Here is a 19,649-nt window from a genome sequence, read left to right as displayed (position 1 = left end):
CGAAGGGCCGTGGTCGGGCCTGGCGGGAGCGCCGAGGGACGAGGCGCGGAGGGTAGGCCCGAGCGCGGCCCCGGCCCCGCGCGCAGAGGCGACCGCCACGCCAGGCCGTCAAGCCGTCAAGCCGTCAAGCCGTCACGCCTGGAGGGTCTTCGTGGCGTCGCGGTGGTCGATGCCGGCGTCGAGGTACACGGGACCGGAGACGGTATAGCCGAGGCGTTCGTAGAAGCCGACCGCCTGGACCTGGGCGGACAGCTCGACGTGGACCGTCGGACGACCGTCGGGGCCGGGCACGGCGTGCTCGGCGAGCGCGATCGCCTCCAGGGCGCGCATCACCGCGGCGCCGGCCCCTGTGCCCCGGGCGGTCGCCGCGACGGCGACCCGGCCGACGTGGACCTCGCCGGGGTGCGCGGGGTCGGTGAGGAGGCGGCCCGTCCCGACGACGGCGCCACCGGCGTCGCGCACGAGCACGTGCGTCGTGGTGGGGGCGGTGTCGAGCGCGTCGATCTCCTCCTCGACGGGCACGTGCTGCTCGTCGACGAAGACCGCCAGCCGCAGCGCGTGGGCGGCGGCGAGACCCGCGGCGTCCTGCACGCGCTCCGCCATGAGCGGCGGCGGCCCTCCGGCAGGTGAGGTCTCGGGTGTGCCCGGGCCGTGGGGACCGGTCACGAGTAGGCCGCCCGGACGACGTCGAGCGCGTGGGACAGGTCGTCGGGATAGTAGCTCTCGACCTCGAGCCACCGGCCGGTCCCGGGGTGCTCGAACCCGAGGCGCACGGCGTGCAGCCACTGGCGGGAGAGCGCGACGCGCGAGGCGAGGACCGGGTCGGCGCCGTAGGTGAGGTCTCCGACGCAGGGATGGCGCACGGCGGAGAAGTGGACACGGATCTGGTGGGTGCGCCCGGTCTCCAGGTGCACCTCCACGAGGGACGCCGCGGGCAGCATCTCGAGCACCTCGTAGTGCGTCACCGACGGCTTGCCGTCCGCGGTGACGGCGAACTTCCAGTCGGCGCTCGGGTGCCGGCCGATCGGTGCGTCGATGGTCCCCGTCGTCGGCTCGGGGTGCCCCTGCACGAGGGCGTGGTAGACCTTGTCGACCGTGCGTTCCTTGAACGCGCGCTTGAGGGCCGTGTAGGCGTGCTCGCTCTTCGCGACCACCATGAGGCCCGACGTCCCGACGTCGAGCCGGTGCACGACCCCCTGCCGCTCGGCCGCGCCGGACGTCGAGATGCGGTAGCCGGCGGCGGCCAGTGCCCCGACGACGGTCGGCCCCGTCCATCCGGGCGAGGGGTGGGCGGCGACGCCGACGGGCTTGTCGACGACGACGAGGTCGTCGTCGTCGTGGACGATGCCCATGCCGGGGACGGGCTCGGGCACCACCTCGGCGGCGGGGGGCGCGGCGTCGGGCACGTCCACCTCGAGCCACGCGCCGGCGACGAGCCGGTCGGACTTGCCGACGGGGCGACCGTCGAGGAGGACCGCACCGGCGCCGGCGAGCTCCGCGGCCCGCGTTCGGGAGAGGCCGAGGAGGCGCGACAGACCGGCGTCGACGCGGTCGCCGGCGAGCCCGTCGGGGACGGGGAGCGATCGCAGGCTCATCGTCCGTCCCTCGCCTCGTCCGTCCGGTTCGCGTCGTCCGGGCGGACGGCGTCGTCGTCGGTCGTGCCGTGGCGCGTCCCGTCGAGCGCGATCCCGAGGATCGAGAGCACGGCGATCATCACGGCGGCGGCGACGATCGCGATGTCCGCGACGTTGCCCACGAAGAAGCCGGCGTAGTCGATGAAGTCGACGACGTGGCCGCGGGCGAACCCGGGGTCGCGGAACAGCCGGTCGAGCAGGTTCCCGACGGCGCCGCCGAGGAGGAGGCCGAGGGCGACCGCCCACCCGCGCGAGCCGATGCGACCCACCATGCGGACGATCACGACGACGACGGCGACCACCACGATGGTGAGGAGCCACGTCATGCCGGTGGCGATGGAGAGCGCGGCACCCGGGTTGTAGAGCAGGCGCAGCCCGAGGAGGGAGCCCAGCAGCGGGATCGGCTCGTCACCGAGCGCGAGCGTGGACTCGGCCCACCACTTCGTCAGCTGGTCGAGGGCGAGCACGAGCGCCGCGAGGCCGACCGTCCAGGCGACGAGCCGCCGTCGGGGGCCTGGGTGCCCGGGTGCGGGCGCGGTCGACGGCGGGGTCGAGGGGTCGACCGGTTCGGGGCGGGAGGACGTGGACATCGGCCGCAAGTCTGCCACGTGCTCAGGCCCGCCGGGCTCGGCGGGACCGTCCCGCGTGGTTCAGCGCCGCTCCTCGCGCTGCTTGGCCTCGACCGAGAGGTTGGCGCGCGGGAACGCCTGGAGGCGCGCCTTGCCGATCGGCAGGCCGGTCGCCTCGCAGGTGGCGTACGTCCCCGCGGCGATGCGGTCGAGGGCGTGCGTCGTCTGGGCGAGAAGGTCGCGCACGTTGTTCACGAGGGTGAGCTCCTGCTCACGCTCGAGCGCGCTCGACCCGGAGTCGGCCTGGTCGTCGCCGGCGCCGTCGCCCGAGTGGCGGAGCAGGTTCGAGAGCTCCTCGTCGGCCGCGGCGAGCTCACCCTCGAGGCGGTCCTTCTCCTCGAGGAGCTCGGCGGCGAGCTCTTCCGCCTCACGCAGCGTCCAGGGCTCCTCCCCGTCCCGCACGGGGAAGGACTTCACGTCCTTCGTGAGGTTCGGGAACCGTTCGCGCACGGCCGACCTGGCCGCGGTGGTGAGCTTGGTCATGACGCCCCTCCTGGATCGAGTGCCGCGAGAGTAGACGCAGCGGCCGGTACGCACAACACACCACGCCGCACCCCGGAGGGCGTTCGGGCGGGCGGGTCGGCGTACCGGCCGCTGCCGGACGGTCGACGCGAGAGGTCAGAGACCGGGCGCGAGGTCGCTGGTGCGGCCCGCACCGGCGACGTTGCTGCGCGGCGGCAGCGCGCTGCCCCGGTTGTCCACCTCGCCGAGGAGGTTCTGCAGGTAGCTCTTGAGGCGGGTCCGGTAGTCGCGCTCGAACAGTCGCAGCTCGTCGATCTTGCGCTCCAGGAGGGACCGCTCCTGCTCCAGCTGGGAGAGCGTGCGGTGCGACGTCTCCTCGGCCTCGCTCACGATCCGCGAGCCCTCCTCCTTCGCCTCGGCGATCAGGCGGTCGCCCTCCTCCTGGCCGGAGCGCACGTAGTCGTCGTGCAGCTTCTGGGCCAGCTGGAGCATCCCGGTGGCAGACTCGGGCTCTGCCGAGTTCTTCGCCACGACGGCCTGCGAGATCGGCGCGGCGGGTGCAGGCTCGGGCTCCGCCGGGGCGTCGACGACGGCGGGCTGCACCGCGGCGGCGGAGGAGGCGTCGGCACGGCTGAGCTCCGCGACGCGACGCTCCGCGGCGGCGAGCTTCGACTTGAGGTCCTCGTTCTCCTCCTGGACGGAGTTGAGGGTCCTCACCACCTCGTCCAAGAAGTCGTCGACCTCTTCGACGTCGTACCCTTCGCGGAACTTCGTCGCCGAGAACTTCTTGTTCAGGATGTCTTCTGCAGTGAGCAGTGCCATCGGTTCACCTCGTTGCTTCTGCGTGTCGGTCCGGGCGACCTCGCGATCACCAGAGTCCAAAGTAGCGGAGATTGCCCCGCAGGGGCGGGAGCGGGGCGCACGAGCGCGCCGCGAGCGACGACCCTGCCCGCCCTGACCGCGGGGATCGGGGAGGACACGCGGAGATACCGTGCAGGTCGGACGCCCCGACCCGGACGAACCGGGCGCGCCCGGCGACACGCCTCGACGCCGGTGACGTGCGTCTCAGCGTGCGCTCAGATGCTCTGCACGACCTGGAGGGCGATCGTCACCGCGAGGAACAGCACGACGAAGCCGAGGTCGAGGCGGATCTGCCCGAGGTTGAGCGGCGGGATCACCCGGCGCAGGAGCCGCAGGGGTGGGTCGGTCGCGGTGTAGATCACCTCGGCCAGCACGAGGACGATCCCCTTGGGTCGCCAGTCGCGGGCGAACACCTGCACCCAGTCGAAGACGAGGCGACCGATGAGCAGCAGCAGGTAGAGCCACAGGACGAACGCGAGGATGCCGGTGACGAGGTCCAGGATCACGGGGACAACTGTGCCAGACGCGGCGGGCCTCGAGGACCGCCGCGACACGCTCTCACGGACTCCGGACGGGCGGCGGGCGGGCGACGGGCACGAACGCCTCCGCCCGCGCACCCGGTGAGGGGTGCACGGGCGGAGGTGGGCGCCGTGGGCGGGGAGTCAGCTCTGGTTGTAGAACCCCGCGCGCGTCTCCGCCGGGGCCGCCTGCTCCTCGCCCGTGACCTCCACGTGCTCCGGGGACAGGAGGAAGACCTTGTTGGTGACGCGCTCGATCGCCCCGTGCAGCCCGAAGATCAGGCCGGCGGAGAAGTCGACGAGGCGCTTCGCGTCCGCGTCGTCCATGTCGGAGAGGTTCATGATGACCGGGGTGCCGCCCCGGAACGCCTCGCCGATCACGCGCGCGTCGTTGTACGAGCGCGGGTGCACCGTCGTGATCCGCCGCAGCTCCGCGGCCGACATGGTGGTCTGCGGCACCTCGCGCGGACCGAGCGCGCGGTGCAGCGGGGTCACCTGGGCCTGGTAGTCCTGCGGCACGTCCGCCCCCGTCTCGTCGTAGTCCTCGACGTACTCGTCCTGCTCGACCTCGCCACGATCGTCCGCGAGGCCCAGATACAGCATGGTCTTGCGCAGCGCTCCCGCCATGGGCCTTGGCTCCGTCCTCACTCGTCACCGTCGGACACCGGTCGTCGGACCAGTGGATCCACGCTAAACCGCGCGGTCGGCGAGCGTCGGGAGCGACACGCCCGGGCCGGGTGAACCGGGACCGGTCGCGTCAGGCCGCGTCGAGCGCGACGACCCCGGCGAAGCGGCCGGTCGTCGCGCCCTCCCGGACGGCCCGGCGGTGGGAGAAGAAGCGCGCGTCCTCCAGGGTGCAGGCGCCGGACCGCTCGACCACGGGGACACCTCCCGCCCGCAGGTCCGCCTCCACGGCGGCGGGGAGGTCGAGCGCCGCGGTCCCCCACCGCGTCGTCGACCACGCCGCCGGGCGCGACGCGGCGAGGGCGTCGCGCATCGGGGCGGGAACCTCGTAGCACCGGCCGCAGGCCGACGGGCCGACGGCGGCCCGCACCTGCCCGAGGTCGGCCCCCACGGAGACCAGGGCGTCGAGGACGTGCGCGACCACGCCGTCGGCGACACCCCGGCGGCCGGCGTGCGCCACCGCCACGACCCGCGCGACGGGATCCGCCAGCAGAACCGGGACGCAGTCCGCGACGAGCACGCCCAGCCCGGCGCCGCCCCGGGTGACGAGGGCGTCGGCCTCGCCCACCGAGTCCGGCACGTCGGCCGACCCGGCCGGCCACGCGGCGTCGACCACGTGCACCCGCGTCCCGTGGACCTGCGTCGCGAAGGCGACCCGCCGCCCCAGCCACTGCGCCACGCGCGCACGGTTGCGCCGCACCCGCTCCGGCTCGTCGCCGACCCCCAGCCCGAGGTCGAGGCTGTCCCACGGGACCGGCGACACGCCTCCGGCGCGGGTCGTGAACCCGGCGCGGACGCCGGGACCGAGGTCCGCCTCGAGCACGGGCAGGACCGCGCCCTCGGCGGGCGCCGGCCGGGCCGTCACTTGAGGAAGTCGGGCACGTCGAGCTCCTCGACCTTGCGACGCGCGGGCTCCTCGTCGTAGATGCGCGGGGGCACCTCGACGCCGGGGTTCTGCCCGCCCGCGGCCGGCTCGGCGTTGTGGTTGGCGGGCTGCTCGGACCCGACGACCGTGAACGTCGGCGCGGGTGCGGGCGGCTGGACGGGGACGGGCCCGCTCCCGCCGTCGAGCGTCACGGGGACGTCGTCGCCGTCGGTCGCGATCGGCACGACCGGGCGGGGCAGGGTGTGCGCGCCCGTGGTCGCCCCCGGCACCGTGGCCGGGCGGGCGCCCGGAACCACCGGGACGGCGCTCGTGGCGGGCCGCTGCGGCGACCCGGCGACCTGGCCGAGACCTCGGCCGTCCGCACGCACCTGGGGCGCGCCGCCGTCGAAGCCGGCCGCGATCACGGTCACCCGGACCTCGTCGCCCAGCGCGTCGTCGATCACTGCGCCGAAGATGATGTTCGCCTCGGTGTGCGCGGCCTCGTGGACGAGGCGGGCGGCCTCGTTGATCTCGAAGAGGCCCAGGTCGGAGCCGCCCTGGATCGACAGCAGCACGCCGTGGGCCCCGTCGATGCTCGCCTCCAGGAGCGGCGACGAGATCGCGAGCTCCGCGGCCTGCACGGCACGGTCCTCGCCCCGCGCCGACCCGATGCCCATGAGCGCGCTGCCGGCGCCCTGCATGACGGACTTCACGTCCGCGAAGTCGAGGTTGATGAGACCGGGCGTCGTGATGAGGTCCGTGATGCCCTGCACACCGGACAGCAGCACCTGGTCGGCCTGGTGGAAGGCCTGCAGCGCGCTGACGTTGCGGTCGGACATCGACAGGAGGCGGTCGTTGGGGATGACGATGAGGGTGTCGACCTCGTTGCGCAGGTTCTCGATGCCCTGGTCCGCCTGGACCGAGCGGCGGCGGCCCTCGAACGTGAACGGACGGGTGACGACACCGACGGTCAGCGCGCCGAGCGACCGCGCGATCCGGGCGACGACGGGCGCGCCGCCGGTGCCCGTGCCACCGCCCTCGCCCGCCGTGACGAAGACCATGTCGGCGCCCCGCAGGACGTCCTCGATCTCCTCGGCGTGGTCCTCGGCGGCCTTCTTGCCCACCTCCGGGTCGGCGCCCGCCCCGAGCCCGCGCGTCAGCTCGCGGCCGACGTCGAGCTTGACGTCGGCGTCCGACATCAGCAGGGCCTGCGCGTCGGTGTTGATGGCGATGAACTCGACGCCCTTGAGGCCGACCTCGATCATCCGGTTGACGGCGTTCACGCCACCGCCGCCGATGCCGACCACCTTGATCACGGCCAGGTAGTTCTGCGGAGTTGCCACGTCGATGCCTCTCGATCTGTCAGACCCTGAACCTTCACCCTCAACTAGAGGGTTAGAGTTATGTCAGGTGGTGCCATGTGTCGACGGTAGGGGCCGACATTCCCTTCATCAACGACCCGCCCGCGCGTGTCGGCGATCGTGCTCGCGCCGGTTCTCCGGTCCGGTCCCGGTCCGGCGCACCACGCCCGCTACCGCGTCACCGGCAGCGTGGGCGCCGAGACGTCGAAGACCGTCGCCTCCGCGTTCTCGGGCACGCTCCGCAGCGTCTCCAGCACCCGCACCTTGAGCGCCGCGTCCTCCGCGCTCCCCCACTCCACCGTCGCCCCGTCGCGCAGGCGCATCACCACCGCGTCCCGCGTCTCCGCCGACACCTCGGCGACCTCGGCCCCGAGGTCCGGGGGCAGCGCGTTGAGCAGCACGAGCGCGGCGTCGAGCGCGTCCACGTCGTCGAGCGGCACCTCCACCTCGGGGAGCTCGTCGGGCACCGCCGGGTCCGTGCGGACCCGTACGCCGTCCGCGTCGAGGAGCGCGAACCCGTCGTCGACGGGCACCGCCGCGACCGGCTCGCGCGACTCCAGCCGCACGTCCAGCCCGTGGGGCCACGTGCGCCGGATCTCCACGTCCCGGACGCCGTTGAGCGCGAGGACCTCGTCGCGCAGCGCCACGGTGTCCAGGCGCGGCAGCGGCGTGCCCTCCTCCGCCGCCACGAGGGCGGCAACCTGCACCGGGTCGACGACCGTGCCCTCCCCGCTGATCGTCACGTCCTGCGTCCGCAGGCCGAGCACCGGGGAGAAGAAGGCCACCCACACCAGACCGGCCATGACGACAACCCCGGCGGTCCACCAGGCGACGAGCCGCAGCGCGCGGTGGCGCCGCATGGCGTCGCGCTCGGCGAGGCGCCGGGCCATCCCGTGCGAGACCACGCCGCCGTCGGCCGGCCGCGGCACCGCACCGGTGGTCCGTGCAGTCACTCGCGGGACCGTGCCCGTCCGCCCGGGGGCCGCCTTCCGCGTGGGAGCGACGCGCGGGACCGACGTCGTCACGACGTCCGTCGACGCCGTCGCGCGCGGGACCGCCCCCGTGCGCGGCGCACCGCCCTCTCCCGTCGCGTCCCGTCCCTGACCGCCATGCGCCGCCGGGCCGGCGTCGGACGGGCCACGGGTACCGGCCACGGGCGCGCCCGAGGACACGCCGGGCGTCGCGCGCGGAGGGCGGGGCGGGCGGGGACGGGGCGGCGGCCGCATCAGCGCACGTCCGACCCGGCGAGCGTGTCGAGGATCACGGGCCCGAGCTCCGTCACGTCGCCGGCCCCGACGGTGAGCACGAGGTCGCCGGGCCGTGCCAGACCTGTGACGTGGCGCGCCGCGGCGAGCCGGTCCTCGACCGCGTCCGCGACCCCGGGCCGGACGAGGTCGGCGATCGTGCGGGCGTCCACCTCCGGGTCGAGGTCCTCGCGTGCCGCGTACACGCCCGTGACCACCACACGGTCCGCCGCCCCGAGGGCGTCCGCGAACTCGCGCGCGAACGCCCGGGTCCGCGAGTACAGGTGCGGCTGGAAGAGCACGAGGACGCGCCCGTCGCCCGCGACCGGGCGCGCCGCCGCGAGGAGCGCGGCGATCTCCGTCGGGTGGTGGGCGTAGTCGTCGACCACCCGCACCCCGCCCGCCTCTCCGCGCGGCTCGAACCGGCGCCCGGTGCCGAGGAAGTCGTGAGCGGCGGACGCGGCAGCCGCCGGGTCGACGCCGAGCAGCACGGCGGTGACCACCGCGGCCGTCGCGTTGAGCGCGTTGTGGGCCCCGGGGACGCGCAGGACGAGCTCGACGGTCCCGAGCCCCACGCCCCCGACCGCACCCGAGAGCACGGCACGCACGCCCCCGCGCGCGCCGTCGGCCCCGACGGCCTCGACGTCGGCCACCCGGACGTCGGCGTCCGCGGACGTCCCGTAGGTGACGACGGCGCCGCCCGCCGCGACGTGGGCGGCCGCCAGGGCGCGGGACCCGGGGTCGTCGGCGCACGCGACGAGCGTCCCGCCCGGGCGGATCCGGGCGGCGAAGTCGACGAACGCCTGCTCGAACGCCTCACGGGACCCGTAGTGGTCCAGGTGGTCGGGCTCGACGTTGGTCACGACCGCGACGTCGGGCGCGTAGTTGAGGAACGACCCGTCCGACTCGTCGGCCTCGGCGACGAGCACGTCGCCGCTCCCGAGGTGCCCGCCCGGGACCGGGCCTGCGGCGGTGAGCACGGTCCCGCCCACCGCGAACGACGGGTCCTGCCCCGTACCCCGTAGCGTCGTCGCGATCATGGCCGACGTCGTCGTCTTGCCGTGCGCCCCGGCGACCGCGACGGCACGCCCGTCCGCCATGAGCGCCGCGAGCGCCTGCGACCGGTGCAGGACGCGCAGTCCCCGCGAGCGCGCCTCCGCGAGCTCGGGGTTCGACGCGCGGACCGCGCTCGACACGACGAGCGTGTCCGCCCCGGTGACGTGCGCGGCGTCGTGCCCCACCCAGGTGCGCACGCCGTCGGCGCGCAGCGCTGCGAGGGTCTCGCCGTCCCGGGCGTCGGAGCCCTGGACGTCCAGCCCACGCGCGACGAGCAGCCGCGCGACGACCGACATCCCGGCCCCGCCGACGCCGACGAGGTGCACGGTCCCGAGGTCCGCGAGGCGCGGGACGTCGGACGGCCTGCTCACGACCGGTCGCTCTCGGCGACGGCCTGCGCGACGAGGTCGGCGACCCGCGCAGCCCCGTCGCGGACCCCCGCGGCACCGGCCGCGTCGGCCATCGCCCCGAGCCGGGAGGCGTCCTGGAGGAGGGCGGGGACGTGGTGCGCCACCCACCCGGCGTCGAGCGCGGCGTCGTCCACGAGGAGCCCGCCGCCCGCGTCGACGACCGGTGCGGCGTTGAGACGCTGCTCCCCGTTGCCGATGGGCAGCGGGACGTACACGGCCGGGATGCCCAGCGCCGCGAGCTCGCCGACCGTCCCGGCACCGGCCCGGCACACGACCAGGTCGGCGACGGCGAGCCCGAGCTGCATCTCGGGGAGGTACTCGAGGACCTCGTAGCGGGCACCGTTCCCGCCCGCGGACGCGACCGCGTCGCGCACGGGCCCGTCCTTGCCCTTCCCGGTGAGGTGGAGCACCTGTGCACCGGACCCGAGCAGGTCGGCCGCCGCGCCCGACACCGCCGTGTTGAGGCTCTGCGCCCCGAGCGACCCGCCGGTGACGAGGAGCGTGCGCACGGCGGGGTCGAGGCCGAGCGCGGACGCCGCACGTGCGCGGACGCCCGCGGGGTCGGCGGCGCGGGCCGCGACGAGGTCGGCGATCTCGCTGCGCAGCGGCAGCCCCGTGACCACGCCGCCCTTGAGCGGGGTCCCGGGGAAGGTCACGCCCACCCGTGACGCCCAGCGCGCGCCCGCGCGGTTGGCCAGGCCCGGACGGGCGTTCTGCTCGTGCACGACCACCGGGACGCCGCGGCGGTGCGCCGCGACGTAGGCCGGCGTGGACACGTAGCCGCCGAACCCGACGACGGCGCGGGCACGGGTCTCGTCGATCGCCGCGCCCGCGGCGTCGACGGCGGCCTTGAAGCGGCCGGGCAGGTTGATCCACTCGGCGCTGGGGCGCCGCGGCAGCGGCACCCGGGGCACGTGGCGCAGCGGGTAGCCGCGCGCGGGCACCAGGTCGTCCTCGAGCCCGCCCGCGACGCCCAGCGCGGTCACCACCAGGCCCGGCTCGCGCGCCCGCAGCTCGTCCGCCACCGCGAGGAGCGGGTTCACGTGCCCCGCCGTCCCGCCGCCCGCGAGCACCACCGATCCGATCGTCGTCACGTAGCTCGTCGTCCTTCCTGTGCGGCATCGCCGCGTGCTGTCGTGGTCCTGGTCAGGGGGCCCGGTCGTGGGCCGGGGCGAGGTGTCGCCCGCTCAGGTCGTGCGCCGGCGCGGTCTGGCCGCCCGCCCGACGACCGCGAGCGACCGGCGCACGACGCTGCCGCGTGCGGCGAGCGCCTCGGCCGCCCCGGGCTCCGTCCGGGCGAACGAGATGACCACGCCGAGCGCGGCCATCGTCATGATGAGGGCCGTGCCACCCGCGGACACGAGCGGCAGGGGGACGCCGATCACCGGGAGCAGCCCGATGACGACGCCGATGTTGATGAACGCCTGACCGACGACCCAGCACGCGATCGCCGCCGTCGCGATCTTGACGAACGGGTCGGGGTGGCGGCGCACGATGCGGCTCATCGCGACCCCGAGCACGACGAAGAGACCGAGCACGAGCAGGGTCCCGAGGAGGCCGAGCTCCTCCCCGATCACGGCGAAGATGTAGTCGTTGTGCGCCTCGGGCAGGTAGCTCCACTTCTCGCGGCTGGCCCCCAGGCCGACACCCGTCAGACCACCCGTCCCGAGCGCCCACATGCCGTGCAACGGCTGGTAGCACTCCCCCTGCACGTCGGTGCACTCGCCGTAGGTCGCCATGATGCGACCGAGCCGGTCGCCGCCCGTCTGGTTGAGGATGAACGCGTAGCCCACGACGAACGCCGCGGCTGCGGCGCCGAGCGCGAGCAGCCGGGTGCTCGCCCCGGAGACGAAGAGCGCGCCCGCGACGAGGAGCATGATGACGAGGGCCGTGCCGAGGTCGTGGCCGGCGAGGACGAGGCCCACGACGAGGACGGCACCCGGCACGGCCGGGACGACGACGTGGGACCACCGGCCCAGGAGGTGCTGCTTGCGTCCCAGCACGAGCGCGAGCCACAGCGCGAGGGCGAGCTTCGCGATCTCGGACGGCTGGAAGGAGAAGACACCGAGGTCGATCCACCCGGTGTTGCCGCCCCGGCTCGCGCCGACGAAGAGCACCGCGACGAGCAGACCGACGGAGACGGCGAGCAGGGGCCACGCGAGCGCCTTGTACCAGCGCACGGGCAGCCGGGCGGCCACCAGCAGCGCGGGCAGGCCGATGAGGACGAACTGGCCCTGCTCGAGCAGGACGTCGAACGGGGAGTTGCCTGCGGCGATCTGGGTGACCGCGGAGCTGGAGAACACCATGACGATGCCGATCACCACGAGCAGCGTCGTCGCCCCCACGAGGAGGTAGTAGCTCGTGACCGAGCTGTCCCACTGGCCCAGCCACGGTCGGTCGCGGGCCGCGCGGTCGCCCACCGTCCGGGGGGTGCCGCGTCCGCTCGCCGTCTGCGTCATGGGCTACCCGTCCCCGGACCGCAGGGCCCGGGCGGCCTCGGCGAACGCCTCGCCGCGCGCGGCGTAGGAGCGGAACTGGTCCATCGACGCCCCCGCGGGCGCGAGCAGCACCGTGTCGCCGGGCCGGGCGAGGCGGCGGGCGGAGTCGACGGCGCGGGTCATCACCGTCCCAGTGTCGCCAGGGTCGACGCGCACCACCGGGATATCGGGCGCGTGTCGGGCGAGCGCCCCGGCGAAGGGCTCGGCGTCGACCCCGATGAGCACGACGGCGCGCAGCCGGTCGGACCGTGCGGCCACGAGGTCGTCGAACGAGGCGCCCTTGGCGAGGCCGCCGGCGACCCACACGACCGTGCCGGGCGCGAAGGCGGCGAGGGAGGCCGACGCGGCGTGCGCGTTCGTCGCCTTCGAGTCGTCGACGTACGCGGCGCCGTCCACGACGGCGACCTGCTCGATCCGGTGCGACCCCGTGCGGAACGCCCGCAGCCCGTCGCGGACGGCGGCGGGTGCCACGCCGTGGGCGCGGGCGAGCGCCGCGGCCGCGAGCGCGTTCGCGACGACGTGCGACGGGACGCGGCCGTCCGCTCCGGCGAGGTGCCCGAGGTCGTCGAGCGTCGCGAGCTCCGCCGCCCACGTGTGCCGGTCCCGGGCGTCCGACGGCGCGTGGAAGGCCCGGTCGACGAGCACGCCCTCGATCACGCCGAGCTCGCCTCGCCCCGGCGCGCCGAGGGTGAACCCGACGGCGCGCGCGCCCTCCACGACGTCGGCGTCCTCGACGAGCGCGCGGGTGCGCGGGTCCGCCGTGTTGTAGACGCACGCGATCCGGGCGTCCTCGAAGACCCGGCCCTTGTCGGCCGCGTAGGCGTCGATGCCGCCGTGCCAGTCGAGGTGGTCGGGGGCGACGTTGAGCACCGCTCCTGCCTCGGGTGACGTCGTGTGCGTGAAGTGGAGCTGGAAGCTCGACAGCTCGACCGCGAGGACCTCCAGCGACGGGTCGAGCGCCGCCTCGACGACGGGCGTGCCGACGTTCCCGACGGCCGCCGCGCGCAGGCCCGCGGTGCGCAGGATCGTGTCGAGCATCTCGACGGTCGTCGTCTTGCCGTTGGTGCCGGTGACGGCCAGCCACGGCGCCGTGGCGCCCGTGGGACCGGCGACGCGCAGCCGCCACGCGAGCTCGACCTCGCTCCACACGGGCACGCCGCGCTCCGCCGCGGCGACGAGGAGGGGGTGGCTCGGGGCCCACCCCGGGGAGACGACGACGAGGTCGGTCGCGTCGAGGTCCACCTGGGCGGCGTCGCGCACGTCCGCGTCGTCCGCGCGGTCGTCGAGCGTGACGACGTCCGCCGCGCGGGGGCGCAGGGCCGACGCCGCGGCCCGGCCCGAGACGCCGAGCCCGGCGACGACGACGCGGGCGTCCCCGAGCGGTTCGGCGAGGTCGTGGCGGTCGCGCGCCACTACCCGACCACCCACTCGGCGTAGAAGATCCCCATGCCGAGCGCCGCGAACAGGCCGGCGATGAGCCAGAACCGGATGACGATCGTCACCTCTCCCCAGCCCGACAGCTCGAAGTGGTGGTGCAGCGGCGCCATCTTGAACACGCGCCGCCCCGTCATCTTGAAGAAGCCGATCTGGATGATGTCCGACATGACGATGATGACGAAGAGGCCGCCGATGATCGCGGCGAGGATCTCCGTGCGGGACAGGATCGACAGGCCGGCGAGCGCGCCGCCGAGGGCGAGGGAGCCCGTGTCGCCCATGAAGATCTTGGCGGGGCTGGCATTCCACCACAGGAAGCCGAAGCACGCGCCCATGATCGCGGCCGCGACGATCGCGAGGTCCTGCGGGTCGCGCACCTCGTAGCAGCTCGGCCCCGCCGACGCGATCCGCTGGCACGTCTGGTTGAGCTGCCAGATCCCCACGAGGATGTAGGCGCCGAACACGACGAGGGAGACGCCGGTCGCGAGGCCGTCGAGGCCGTCGGTGAGGTTCACGGCGTTCGACCACGCGGTGATGAGGAAGTTCGCCCAGATGACGAAGAGGATCAGCCCGACCGTGACCCCCGCGAACGCGAGGTCGAGGTTCGTGTCCCGCAGGAACGAGATGCGGGTCGAGGCCGGCGTCCGCCCGTGCTCGTTGGGGAACTGGAGCGCGAGGATCGCGAACGTGATGCCCACGGCGCCCTGACCGACGATCTTGGCCCGCGCCGTCAGCCCGAGGCTGCGCTGCTTGCGGATCTTCGTGAAGTCGTCGAGGAACCCGACGAGGCCCAGCCCGGTCATGAGGAACAGGACGAGCAGCGCGGAGACGCTCGGGAAGCGGCCCGACACCACGTAGGACATCGCCCAGCCCACGAGCGTGGCGCCGATGATGACCACGCCGCCCATGGTCGGCGTGCCGCGCTTCGTGAAGTGCGCGGTGGGCCCGTCCTGCCGGACGAACTGACCGTAGTTGCGGTGCACGAGGAACCGGATGAACAGGGGCGTGCCGAAGAGGGCGACGAGCAGCGAGACGCCGGCGGCGACGAGGACGGCGATCACGCGGCGCCCCCTGCGGCGAGCTCGTCGCCGAGACGCCAGAGCCCGGACCCGTTGGAGGCCTTCACCAGCACCACGTCCCCTTCCCGCAGCTCGTCGCGCAGCAGCGCGGCAGCGGCCTCCACGTCGGGCACGAACCGGGTCTCCTCGCCCCAGGAGCCCTCCTGGGTCGCGCCGTCGTGGATGCCGACGGCCCCCTCGCCCACCACGACGAGCAGCTTGACGTTCAATCGGACCACGAGCCGACCGATGTCGTCGTGCGCGACGCGCGAGTCGTCACCGAGCTCCAGCATCTCGCCGAGCACGGCGACCGACCGGCGGTCGCGGCCCGCGACGACGGCCAGGGCCTTGAGCGCGGCCCGCATCGAGTCCGGGTTCGCGTTGTAGGAGTCGTCGATCACCGTGATGCCGTCGGCGCGGTCCGTCACCTGCATCCGGTGCGGGCTGAGCGCGCGCGCGTCCGACAGGCGGGCGGCCACGTCCTGCGGGCGGACGCCCAGGCGCAGCGCGGCCGTGGCCGCGGCGAGGGCGTTCGTCACGTGGTGCTCCCCCACGAGCCCGAGCGTCACCGGCACGCCGCTCTCCTGCCCGCCGTCGCGCACCCGCAGGACGAACGACGCACGACCGGCGCGGTCGATCCTCAGGTCCTCGGCCCGCACGTCCGCGCTCGGGATCGTGCCGAAGCGCACGACGTCCCCGGGCGCGACGTCCGCCATCGCGGTGACCCGCAGGTCGTCGGCGTTGAGGACGGCCGTCCCGCCGGGCGCGAGTCCTTCGACGATCTCCGCCTTCGCGCGGGCGACCGCCTCGATCCCGCCGAACTCGCCGAGGTGCGCGCTGCCCACGACGAGGACCACGGACACGTCCGGCGGTGCGAGCCGGGTCAGGTAGGCCAGGTGCCCGACGCCGCTCGCCCCCATCTCCAGGACGAGGAACCGGGTGTCCTCGTCCGCCTCGAGGACGGTGAGGGGCAGCCCGATCTCGTTGTTGAACGACCCGCGGGGCACGACCGTCGGCCCCTCGGGCCGCAGCAGCTGACCGAGGAGGTCCTTCGTCGTCGTCTTGCCGACCGACCCGGTGACGCCGACCACGCGCAGCGGGCCCCGCGCCCGCAGCGTCGCCAGGACGTGGCGCGCGAGATCGCCGAGCGCCGCCTGCACGTCGTCGACGACGACGCACGGCTGGTCCAGCTCGCGGGCCGCGAGGACCAGGGTCGCGCCGTCGGCGACCGCGGCGGGCGCGAAGTCGTGCCCGTCGACGTGCTCGCCGGGCAGCGCGACGAACAGCGCACCGGGCTCGACGCGCCGGGAGTCGACGACCACCGGCCCGGTCACCCGCACGTCCGGGTCGGCGTGCAGCCGTCCCCCGGTCGCCGCGGCGACCTCGGCCGCCGTGAGGTCGATCATGCGTGGTGCTCCTTCTCGTCGTGCGCGGGCGTGCCCGCCTGCGTGTCCTGGGGTGCTCCGCGGGCCGCGAGCGCTGCGCGCGCCTCGACCCGGTCGTCGAGCGGGTGGTCGACGCCGGCGATCTCCTGCCACACCTCGTGCCCGCGACCGGCGACGAGGACCGTGTCGAGCGGACCGGCGGCGGCGACGGCCTCGTGGATGGCGCGGGCGCGCGGCGCGACCTCCCGGACGACGACGTCCCGCGCCTCGGGCCCGGCGGCGGCGGCGTCGCGCGCGGCCAGCGCGCCGGGGAGCACCTCGGCGCGGATGGCCGCGGGGTCCTCGCCGTGCGGGTCGTCGTCCGTCACGACGACGACGTCGGCACCGTCGACCGCGACGGCACCCATCGTGGGGCGCTTGCCACGGTCCCGGTCCCCGGTGGCGCCGAACACGACGACGAGCCGGCCGGGCGTCGTCGGGCGCAGCGCGTCGAGCGCGAGGGCGAGGGCGTCGGGGTTGTGGGCGAAGTCCACGACCACGCGGGGGGCGTGCGGCGGCTCGGAGACGACCTCCATGCGACCCGGCACGGCGGGCGCGAGGCCGCCCGTGGCGGCGAGCGACGCCTCGAGGTCGCGCGGGTCGGTGCCGCCCTCGAGCACCATGACGACCGCCAGGGCGGCGTTGGCCAGGTTGAAGGGGCCCGGGAGCGCGGTCGCGGTCCGCACGGACCGCCCGTCACGGTGGCGGACCACGAAGCCGGTCCCGCCGTCGGGTGCGACGTCCGTGTCCGTCACCGTCCAGTCGGCCTCCGGCCGGGCGCCGGCCGGGTCTCCCGCGACGTCGGGGCGCACCCGCAGCGTCGCGACCGGGACGCGGGCCGCCTCGACCATCCGCTCGCCCCACGGGTCGTCGACCACGACGACCCCGCGCCGGGCGTGCGCCGGCGTGAAGAGCTGCGCCTTGGCGTCGAAGTACGCGTGCAGGTCGCCGTGGAAGTCGAGGTGGTCCTGGCTGAGGTTGGTGAACCCCACGACGTCGAACACGAGCCCGTCGACGCGGTGCAGCGCGAGGGCGTGCGACGAGACCTCCATCGCGAGCGTGTGCACCCCGTCCTCGCGCATCGCGGCGAGCAGGGCCTGCAGGTCGGCCGCCTCGGGGGTCGTGAGTCGGCTCGGCAGCACGCGGTCGCCCGAACGCATCTCGACCGTCCCGATGAGGCCGCCCGTCCACCCGAGGGAGCGCAGCGCGTGGTCGAGCAGGTAGGTCGTCGTCGTCTTCCCGTTGGTCCCCGTGACGCCGAAGGTCGCCAGGCGCTCGGCGGGCTGGTGGTAGACCCAGGCGGCGAGCGGCCCCAGGAGGGCGCGCGGGTCGTCGGCGACCAGGACGGGGACCGGGCAGCCGTCGAGGAGCCGGGAGCCCTCCGCGTCGGTGAGGACGGCGCGCGCGCCGCGCTCGACCGCACGCGCCGCGAACGTCGCGCCGTGCGCGCGCGCGCCGGGCAGGGCCACGAAGAGGTCACCCTCGGCGACCGTCCGGTCGTCCGACGCCACGGACGAGACCTCGACCTCGCGCAGGTCCGCGCCGGAGCCCGTCCCCCGGACGGGCGCGAGCCCGAACCGGGCCGCCGCGTCGCCGACCGTGCGGGGTGCGGACACGGCGGGACGAATGCGGTCGATCGGGGTTGTCACGTGTAGAACCTACCGTGCCCGTGCCCGCCCCACGGCCAGGTGCGGGAGGCGCGAACGCGCTTCACCGGACCTCCACGCGCGAGGCGGGCGCCGTCGGTGACGTTCACCACGTGGTGGGGAGCGGCACGTACTCCTCCGTGCTCGGCGCGACGCCCTGGTGCTCGAGCGTGAACCCCATGATCTCGCTGAACACCGGCGCCGCGACCACGCCGCCGTAGATCGACGTGCGCGGGTTCTTGAGGAACACCCCGACGGTGTAGCGGGGGTCGTCCGCCGGGGCCACACCGATGAAGGACGCCATGATCCCCGAGAGCCGACCGTCGGCGCCCGCGGCCTCCGCGGTCCCCGTCTTGCCCGCGATCCGGTACCCCGGGACCGCGGCCGCCCCGCCCGTCCCCTCCTCGACGACCGACTCCATCATTCGCAGCACGGTGTCGGCCGTCTCCTGCGACACCACGCGCGTCGGCTCGGTGGTCTCCGCCGGCGTGAACGTGCCGTCCGTGTCGGTCGTGCCGGCGACGAGCCGCGGCGTCGCGCGCAGACCGCCGTTCGCCACCGTCGAGAACACGCTCGCGGCCTGCACGGCGTTGACCGAGACGCTCTGGCCGAACAGCACCGCGTACTCCGTCCGCCCGTCCCAGGCGTCGGCCGGGTGCAGGATGCCCGCCGACTCTCCCGGCAGCCCGAGCCCCGTGTACTGCCCGAAGCCGAACTTGTGGAGGTAGTCGTACCGCACCTGCTTCGGGATCCGCTCCCCCACCTGCACCGTGCCCGTGTTCGAGGACTCCGCGAGCACCCCCGCGAGCGTGAGGCGCTGCACGGGGTGGTCGTGCGAGTCGCGGAACGTCTGCCCGTTCGGGGTCGTGTAGAGGTACGGCACCTCGAACTGCGTCCCCGCGTCCGCGAAGCCGCCCTCGAGCGCGGCCGCCATGGTGATCACCTTGCCGGTGGACCCCGGGTCGAAGATGTTCGACACCGCCCGGCTGGGTCGGGCGACCGCGTCCGTGCTGCGGTCGTTCGGGTTGACCGTGCCCGAGTCGGCGAGCGCGACGATCTCCCCCGTGCGCGTGTCCTGGACGATCCCGATGCCGAAGTCGGCCCCCGTCTCGCGCACCGCGCGGTCGACCGAGTCCTGCGCCTTCCACTGCACGTCCCGCTCGATCGTCAGGCGCACGCTCTCGCCCGGCACCGCCGGGACCGTGTCGCACTGCCCCGTCGGGATGAGCTGGCCGCCGAGACCCGCCTCGCACTGGCGTGACCCCGGCGTCCCGGCGAGGACGTCGTCGTACGCCGCCTCGATGCCGCCCCTGCCGGTCTGCTCCGCGTCCACGTAGCCGACGAGGTTCCCCGCGACCGTCCCCGCCGGGTACGACCGCTCGCTCGTCGGGTCGCTCCGGATGTACGCCGACAGGCGCAGGTCCACGATCTCGCGCTGCACGTCCGGCGTGACCTCCTTCGCGAGCACGACGTACCCCGTCCCGTTGAGCCGCGCGGCGAGCTCGAGCGCCGGCTCCCCGAGGACCGGGGCGAGGAGCTTGGCCACGCCCAGCGCACCGTCGTCCTCCAGCGGGGTCCCGTCCTCGAGCGTGCGGCTGCCCGGCGTGAACGCCTGGATGGCGGTGCGGTCGGCCCCGATGGTGTACCGGTCGACGGACGTCGCCAGCACGACCCCGTCCGCGTCGGTCACGTCCCCGCGGTGCGCGAGCGTCGTCGAGCTGCGAAGCCGCTCGTCGCGCGCGTCGGCGGCGAGCTGCGGCCCCTTGATCACCTGGACGTTGACGAGCTGGGCGACGAAGAGCAGCACCACGAGGGTCGCGACCCCCATGAGCCACCGCTGCCGCTGCTCCGGCCTGCCCGGCTCG

The 19,649-nt window shown here is 74.8% G+C and carries 18 protein-coding genes; all 18 read right to left on the bottom strand.

From position 1 onward, the window contains the following. Positions 1-132: 132 nt before the first annotated feature. A complete protein-coding gene (locus LGQ04_RS14705) occupies positions 133-603 on the bottom strand; it encodes a GNAT family N-acetyltransferase (RefSeq protein WP_229244683.1) in 471 nt (156 codons plus the stop codon). Between the two features lie 59 nt (positions 604-662). Then, a complete protein-coding gene (locus tag LGQ04_RS14700) occupies positions 663-1,595 on the bottom strand; it encodes an RluA family pseudouridine synthase (protein ID WP_229244682.1) in 933 nt (310 codons plus the stop codon). After that, the gene (locus LGQ04_RS14695; protein ID WP_229244681.1) at positions 1,592-2,224 is read right to left on the bottom strand and encodes a signal peptidase II; all 633 of its coding nucleotides are present in this window, start codon (positions 2,222-2,224) and stop codon (positions 1,592-1,594) included. Before LGQ04_RS14695 ends, LGQ04_RS14700 begins: the two co-directional genes overlap by 4 nt. 60 nt (positions 2,225-2,284) lie before the next feature. Further along, positions 2,285-2,746 carry a TraR/DksA family transcriptional regulator gene (locus LGQ04_RS14690; RefSeq protein ID WP_229244680.1) on the bottom strand — a complete coding sequence of 154 codons (462 nt, stop codon included), beginning with the start codon at positions 2,744-2,746 and terminating at the stop codon, positions 2,285-2,287. A gap of 135 nt (positions 2,747-2,881) precedes the next feature. Next, positions 2,882-3,547: a DivIVA domain-containing protein gene (locus tag LGQ04_RS14685; RefSeq protein ID WP_229244679.1), complete on the bottom strand. Its 666-nt coding sequence runs from the start codon at positions 3,545-3,547 to the stop codon at positions 2,882-2,884. A gap of 254 nt (positions 3,548-3,801) precedes the next feature. Continuing rightward, positions 3,802-4,086, bottom strand: coding sequence for a YggT family protein (locus LGQ04_RS14680; RefSeq protein WP_229244741.1), 285 nt, complete (start codon positions 4,084-4,086; stop codon positions 3,802-3,804). A gap of 162 nt (positions 4,087-4,248) precedes the next feature. Next, complete coding sequence (locus LGQ04_RS14675; RefSeq protein WP_229244678.1) at positions 4,249-4,731, bottom strand: cell division protein SepF; 483 nt, start codon at positions 4,729-4,731, stop codon at positions 4,249-4,251. 130 nt (positions 4,732-4,861) lie between these two features. Next, positions 4,862-5,653, bottom strand: a complete 792-nt coding sequence (locus LGQ04_RS14670; RefSeq protein WP_229244677.1) for a purine nucleoside phosphorylase YfiH/LACC1 family protein — start codon at positions 5,651-5,653, stop codon at positions 4,862-4,864. Beyond that, positions 5,650-6,996 carry a cell division protein FtsZ gene (gene ftsZ, locus LGQ04_RS14665; RefSeq protein WP_229244676.1) on the bottom strand — a complete coding sequence of 449 codons (1,347 nt, stop codon included), beginning with the start codon at positions 6,994-6,996 and terminating at the stop codon, positions 5,650-5,652. The genes LGQ04_RS14670 and ftsZ overlap by 4 nt, the downstream gene beginning before the upstream one ends. A 188-nt stretch (positions 6,997-7,184) precedes the next feature. Next, a complete protein-coding gene (locus tag LGQ04_RS14660) occupies positions 7,185-7,967 on the bottom strand; it encodes a cell division protein FtsQ/DivIB (RefSeq protein ID WP_229244675.1) in 783 nt (260 codons plus the stop codon). Positions 7,968-8,239: 272 nt separating this feature from the next. Beyond that, positions 8,240-9,610 carry a UDP-N-acetylmuramate--L-alanine ligase gene (murC, locus tag LGQ04_RS14655; RefSeq protein WP_267494978.1) on the bottom strand — a complete coding sequence of 457 codons (1,371 nt, stop codon included), beginning with the start codon at positions 9,608-9,610 and terminating at the stop codon, positions 8,240-8,242. Positions 9,611-9,681: 71 nt separating this feature from the next. Beyond that, positions 9,682-10,818: an undecaprenyldiphospho-muramoylpentapeptide beta-N-acetylglucosaminyltransferase gene (gene murG / locus LGQ04_RS14650; RefSeq protein WP_229244673.1), complete on the bottom strand. Its 1,137-nt coding sequence runs from the start codon at positions 10,816-10,818 to the stop codon at positions 9,682-9,684. 93 nt (positions 10,819-10,911) lie between these two features. Beyond that, a complete protein-coding gene (ftsW, locus tag LGQ04_RS14645) occupies positions 10,912-12,183 on the bottom strand; it encodes a putative lipid II flippase FtsW (RefSeq protein WP_229244672.1) in 1,272 nt (423 codons plus the stop codon). Between the two features lie 3 nt (positions 12,184-12,186). Further along, positions 12,187-13,635 (bottom strand): UDP-N-acetylmuramoyl-L-alanine--D-glutamate ligase, encoded by a 1,449-nt coding sequence (murD, locus tag LGQ04_RS14640; protein WP_229244671.1) that lies wholly within the window; start codon positions 13,633-13,635, stop codon positions 12,187-12,189. Beyond that, positions 13,635-14,717: a phospho-N-acetylmuramoyl-pentapeptide-transferase gene (mraY, locus tag LGQ04_RS14635; RefSeq protein ID WP_229244670.1), complete on the bottom strand. Its 1,083-nt coding sequence runs from the start codon at positions 14,715-14,717 to the stop codon at positions 13,635-13,637. Before mraY ends, murD begins: the two co-directional genes overlap by 1 nt. After that, positions 14,714-16,120, bottom strand: a complete 1,407-nt coding sequence (locus LGQ04_RS14630) for a UDP-N-acetylmuramoyl-tripeptide--D-alanyl-D-alanine ligase (RefSeq protein ID WP_229244669.1) — start codon at positions 16,118-16,120, stop codon at positions 14,714-14,716. The genes mraY and LGQ04_RS14630 overlap by 4 nt, the downstream gene beginning before the upstream one ends. After that, the gene (locus LGQ04_RS14625; protein ID WP_229244668.1) at positions 16,117-17,787 is read right to left on the bottom strand and encodes a UDP-N-acetylmuramoyl-L-alanyl-D-glutamate--2,6-diaminopimelate ligase; all 1,671 of its coding nucleotides are present in this window, start codon (positions 17,785-17,787) and stop codon (positions 16,117-16,119) included. The genes LGQ04_RS14630 and LGQ04_RS14625 overlap by 4 nt, the downstream gene beginning before the upstream one ends. A gap of 103 nt (positions 17,788-17,890) precedes the next feature. Beyond that, complete coding sequence (locus LGQ04_RS14620) at positions 17,891-19,612, bottom strand: peptidoglycan D,D-transpeptidase FtsI family protein (protein ID WP_229244667.1); 1,722 nt, start codon at positions 19,610-19,612, stop codon at positions 17,891-17,893. Positions 19,613-19,649 lie beyond the last annotated feature (37 nt).

The sequence above is a fragment of the Cellulosimicrobium marinum genome (assembly GCF_020551945.1).
In the GTDB taxonomy this organism is placed as follows: Bacteria; Actinomycetota; Actinomycetes; order Actinomycetales; family Cellulomonadaceae; genus Cellulosimicrobium; species Cellulosimicrobium marinum.
This window is presented reverse-complemented; position numbering and strand designations above follow the sequence as displayed.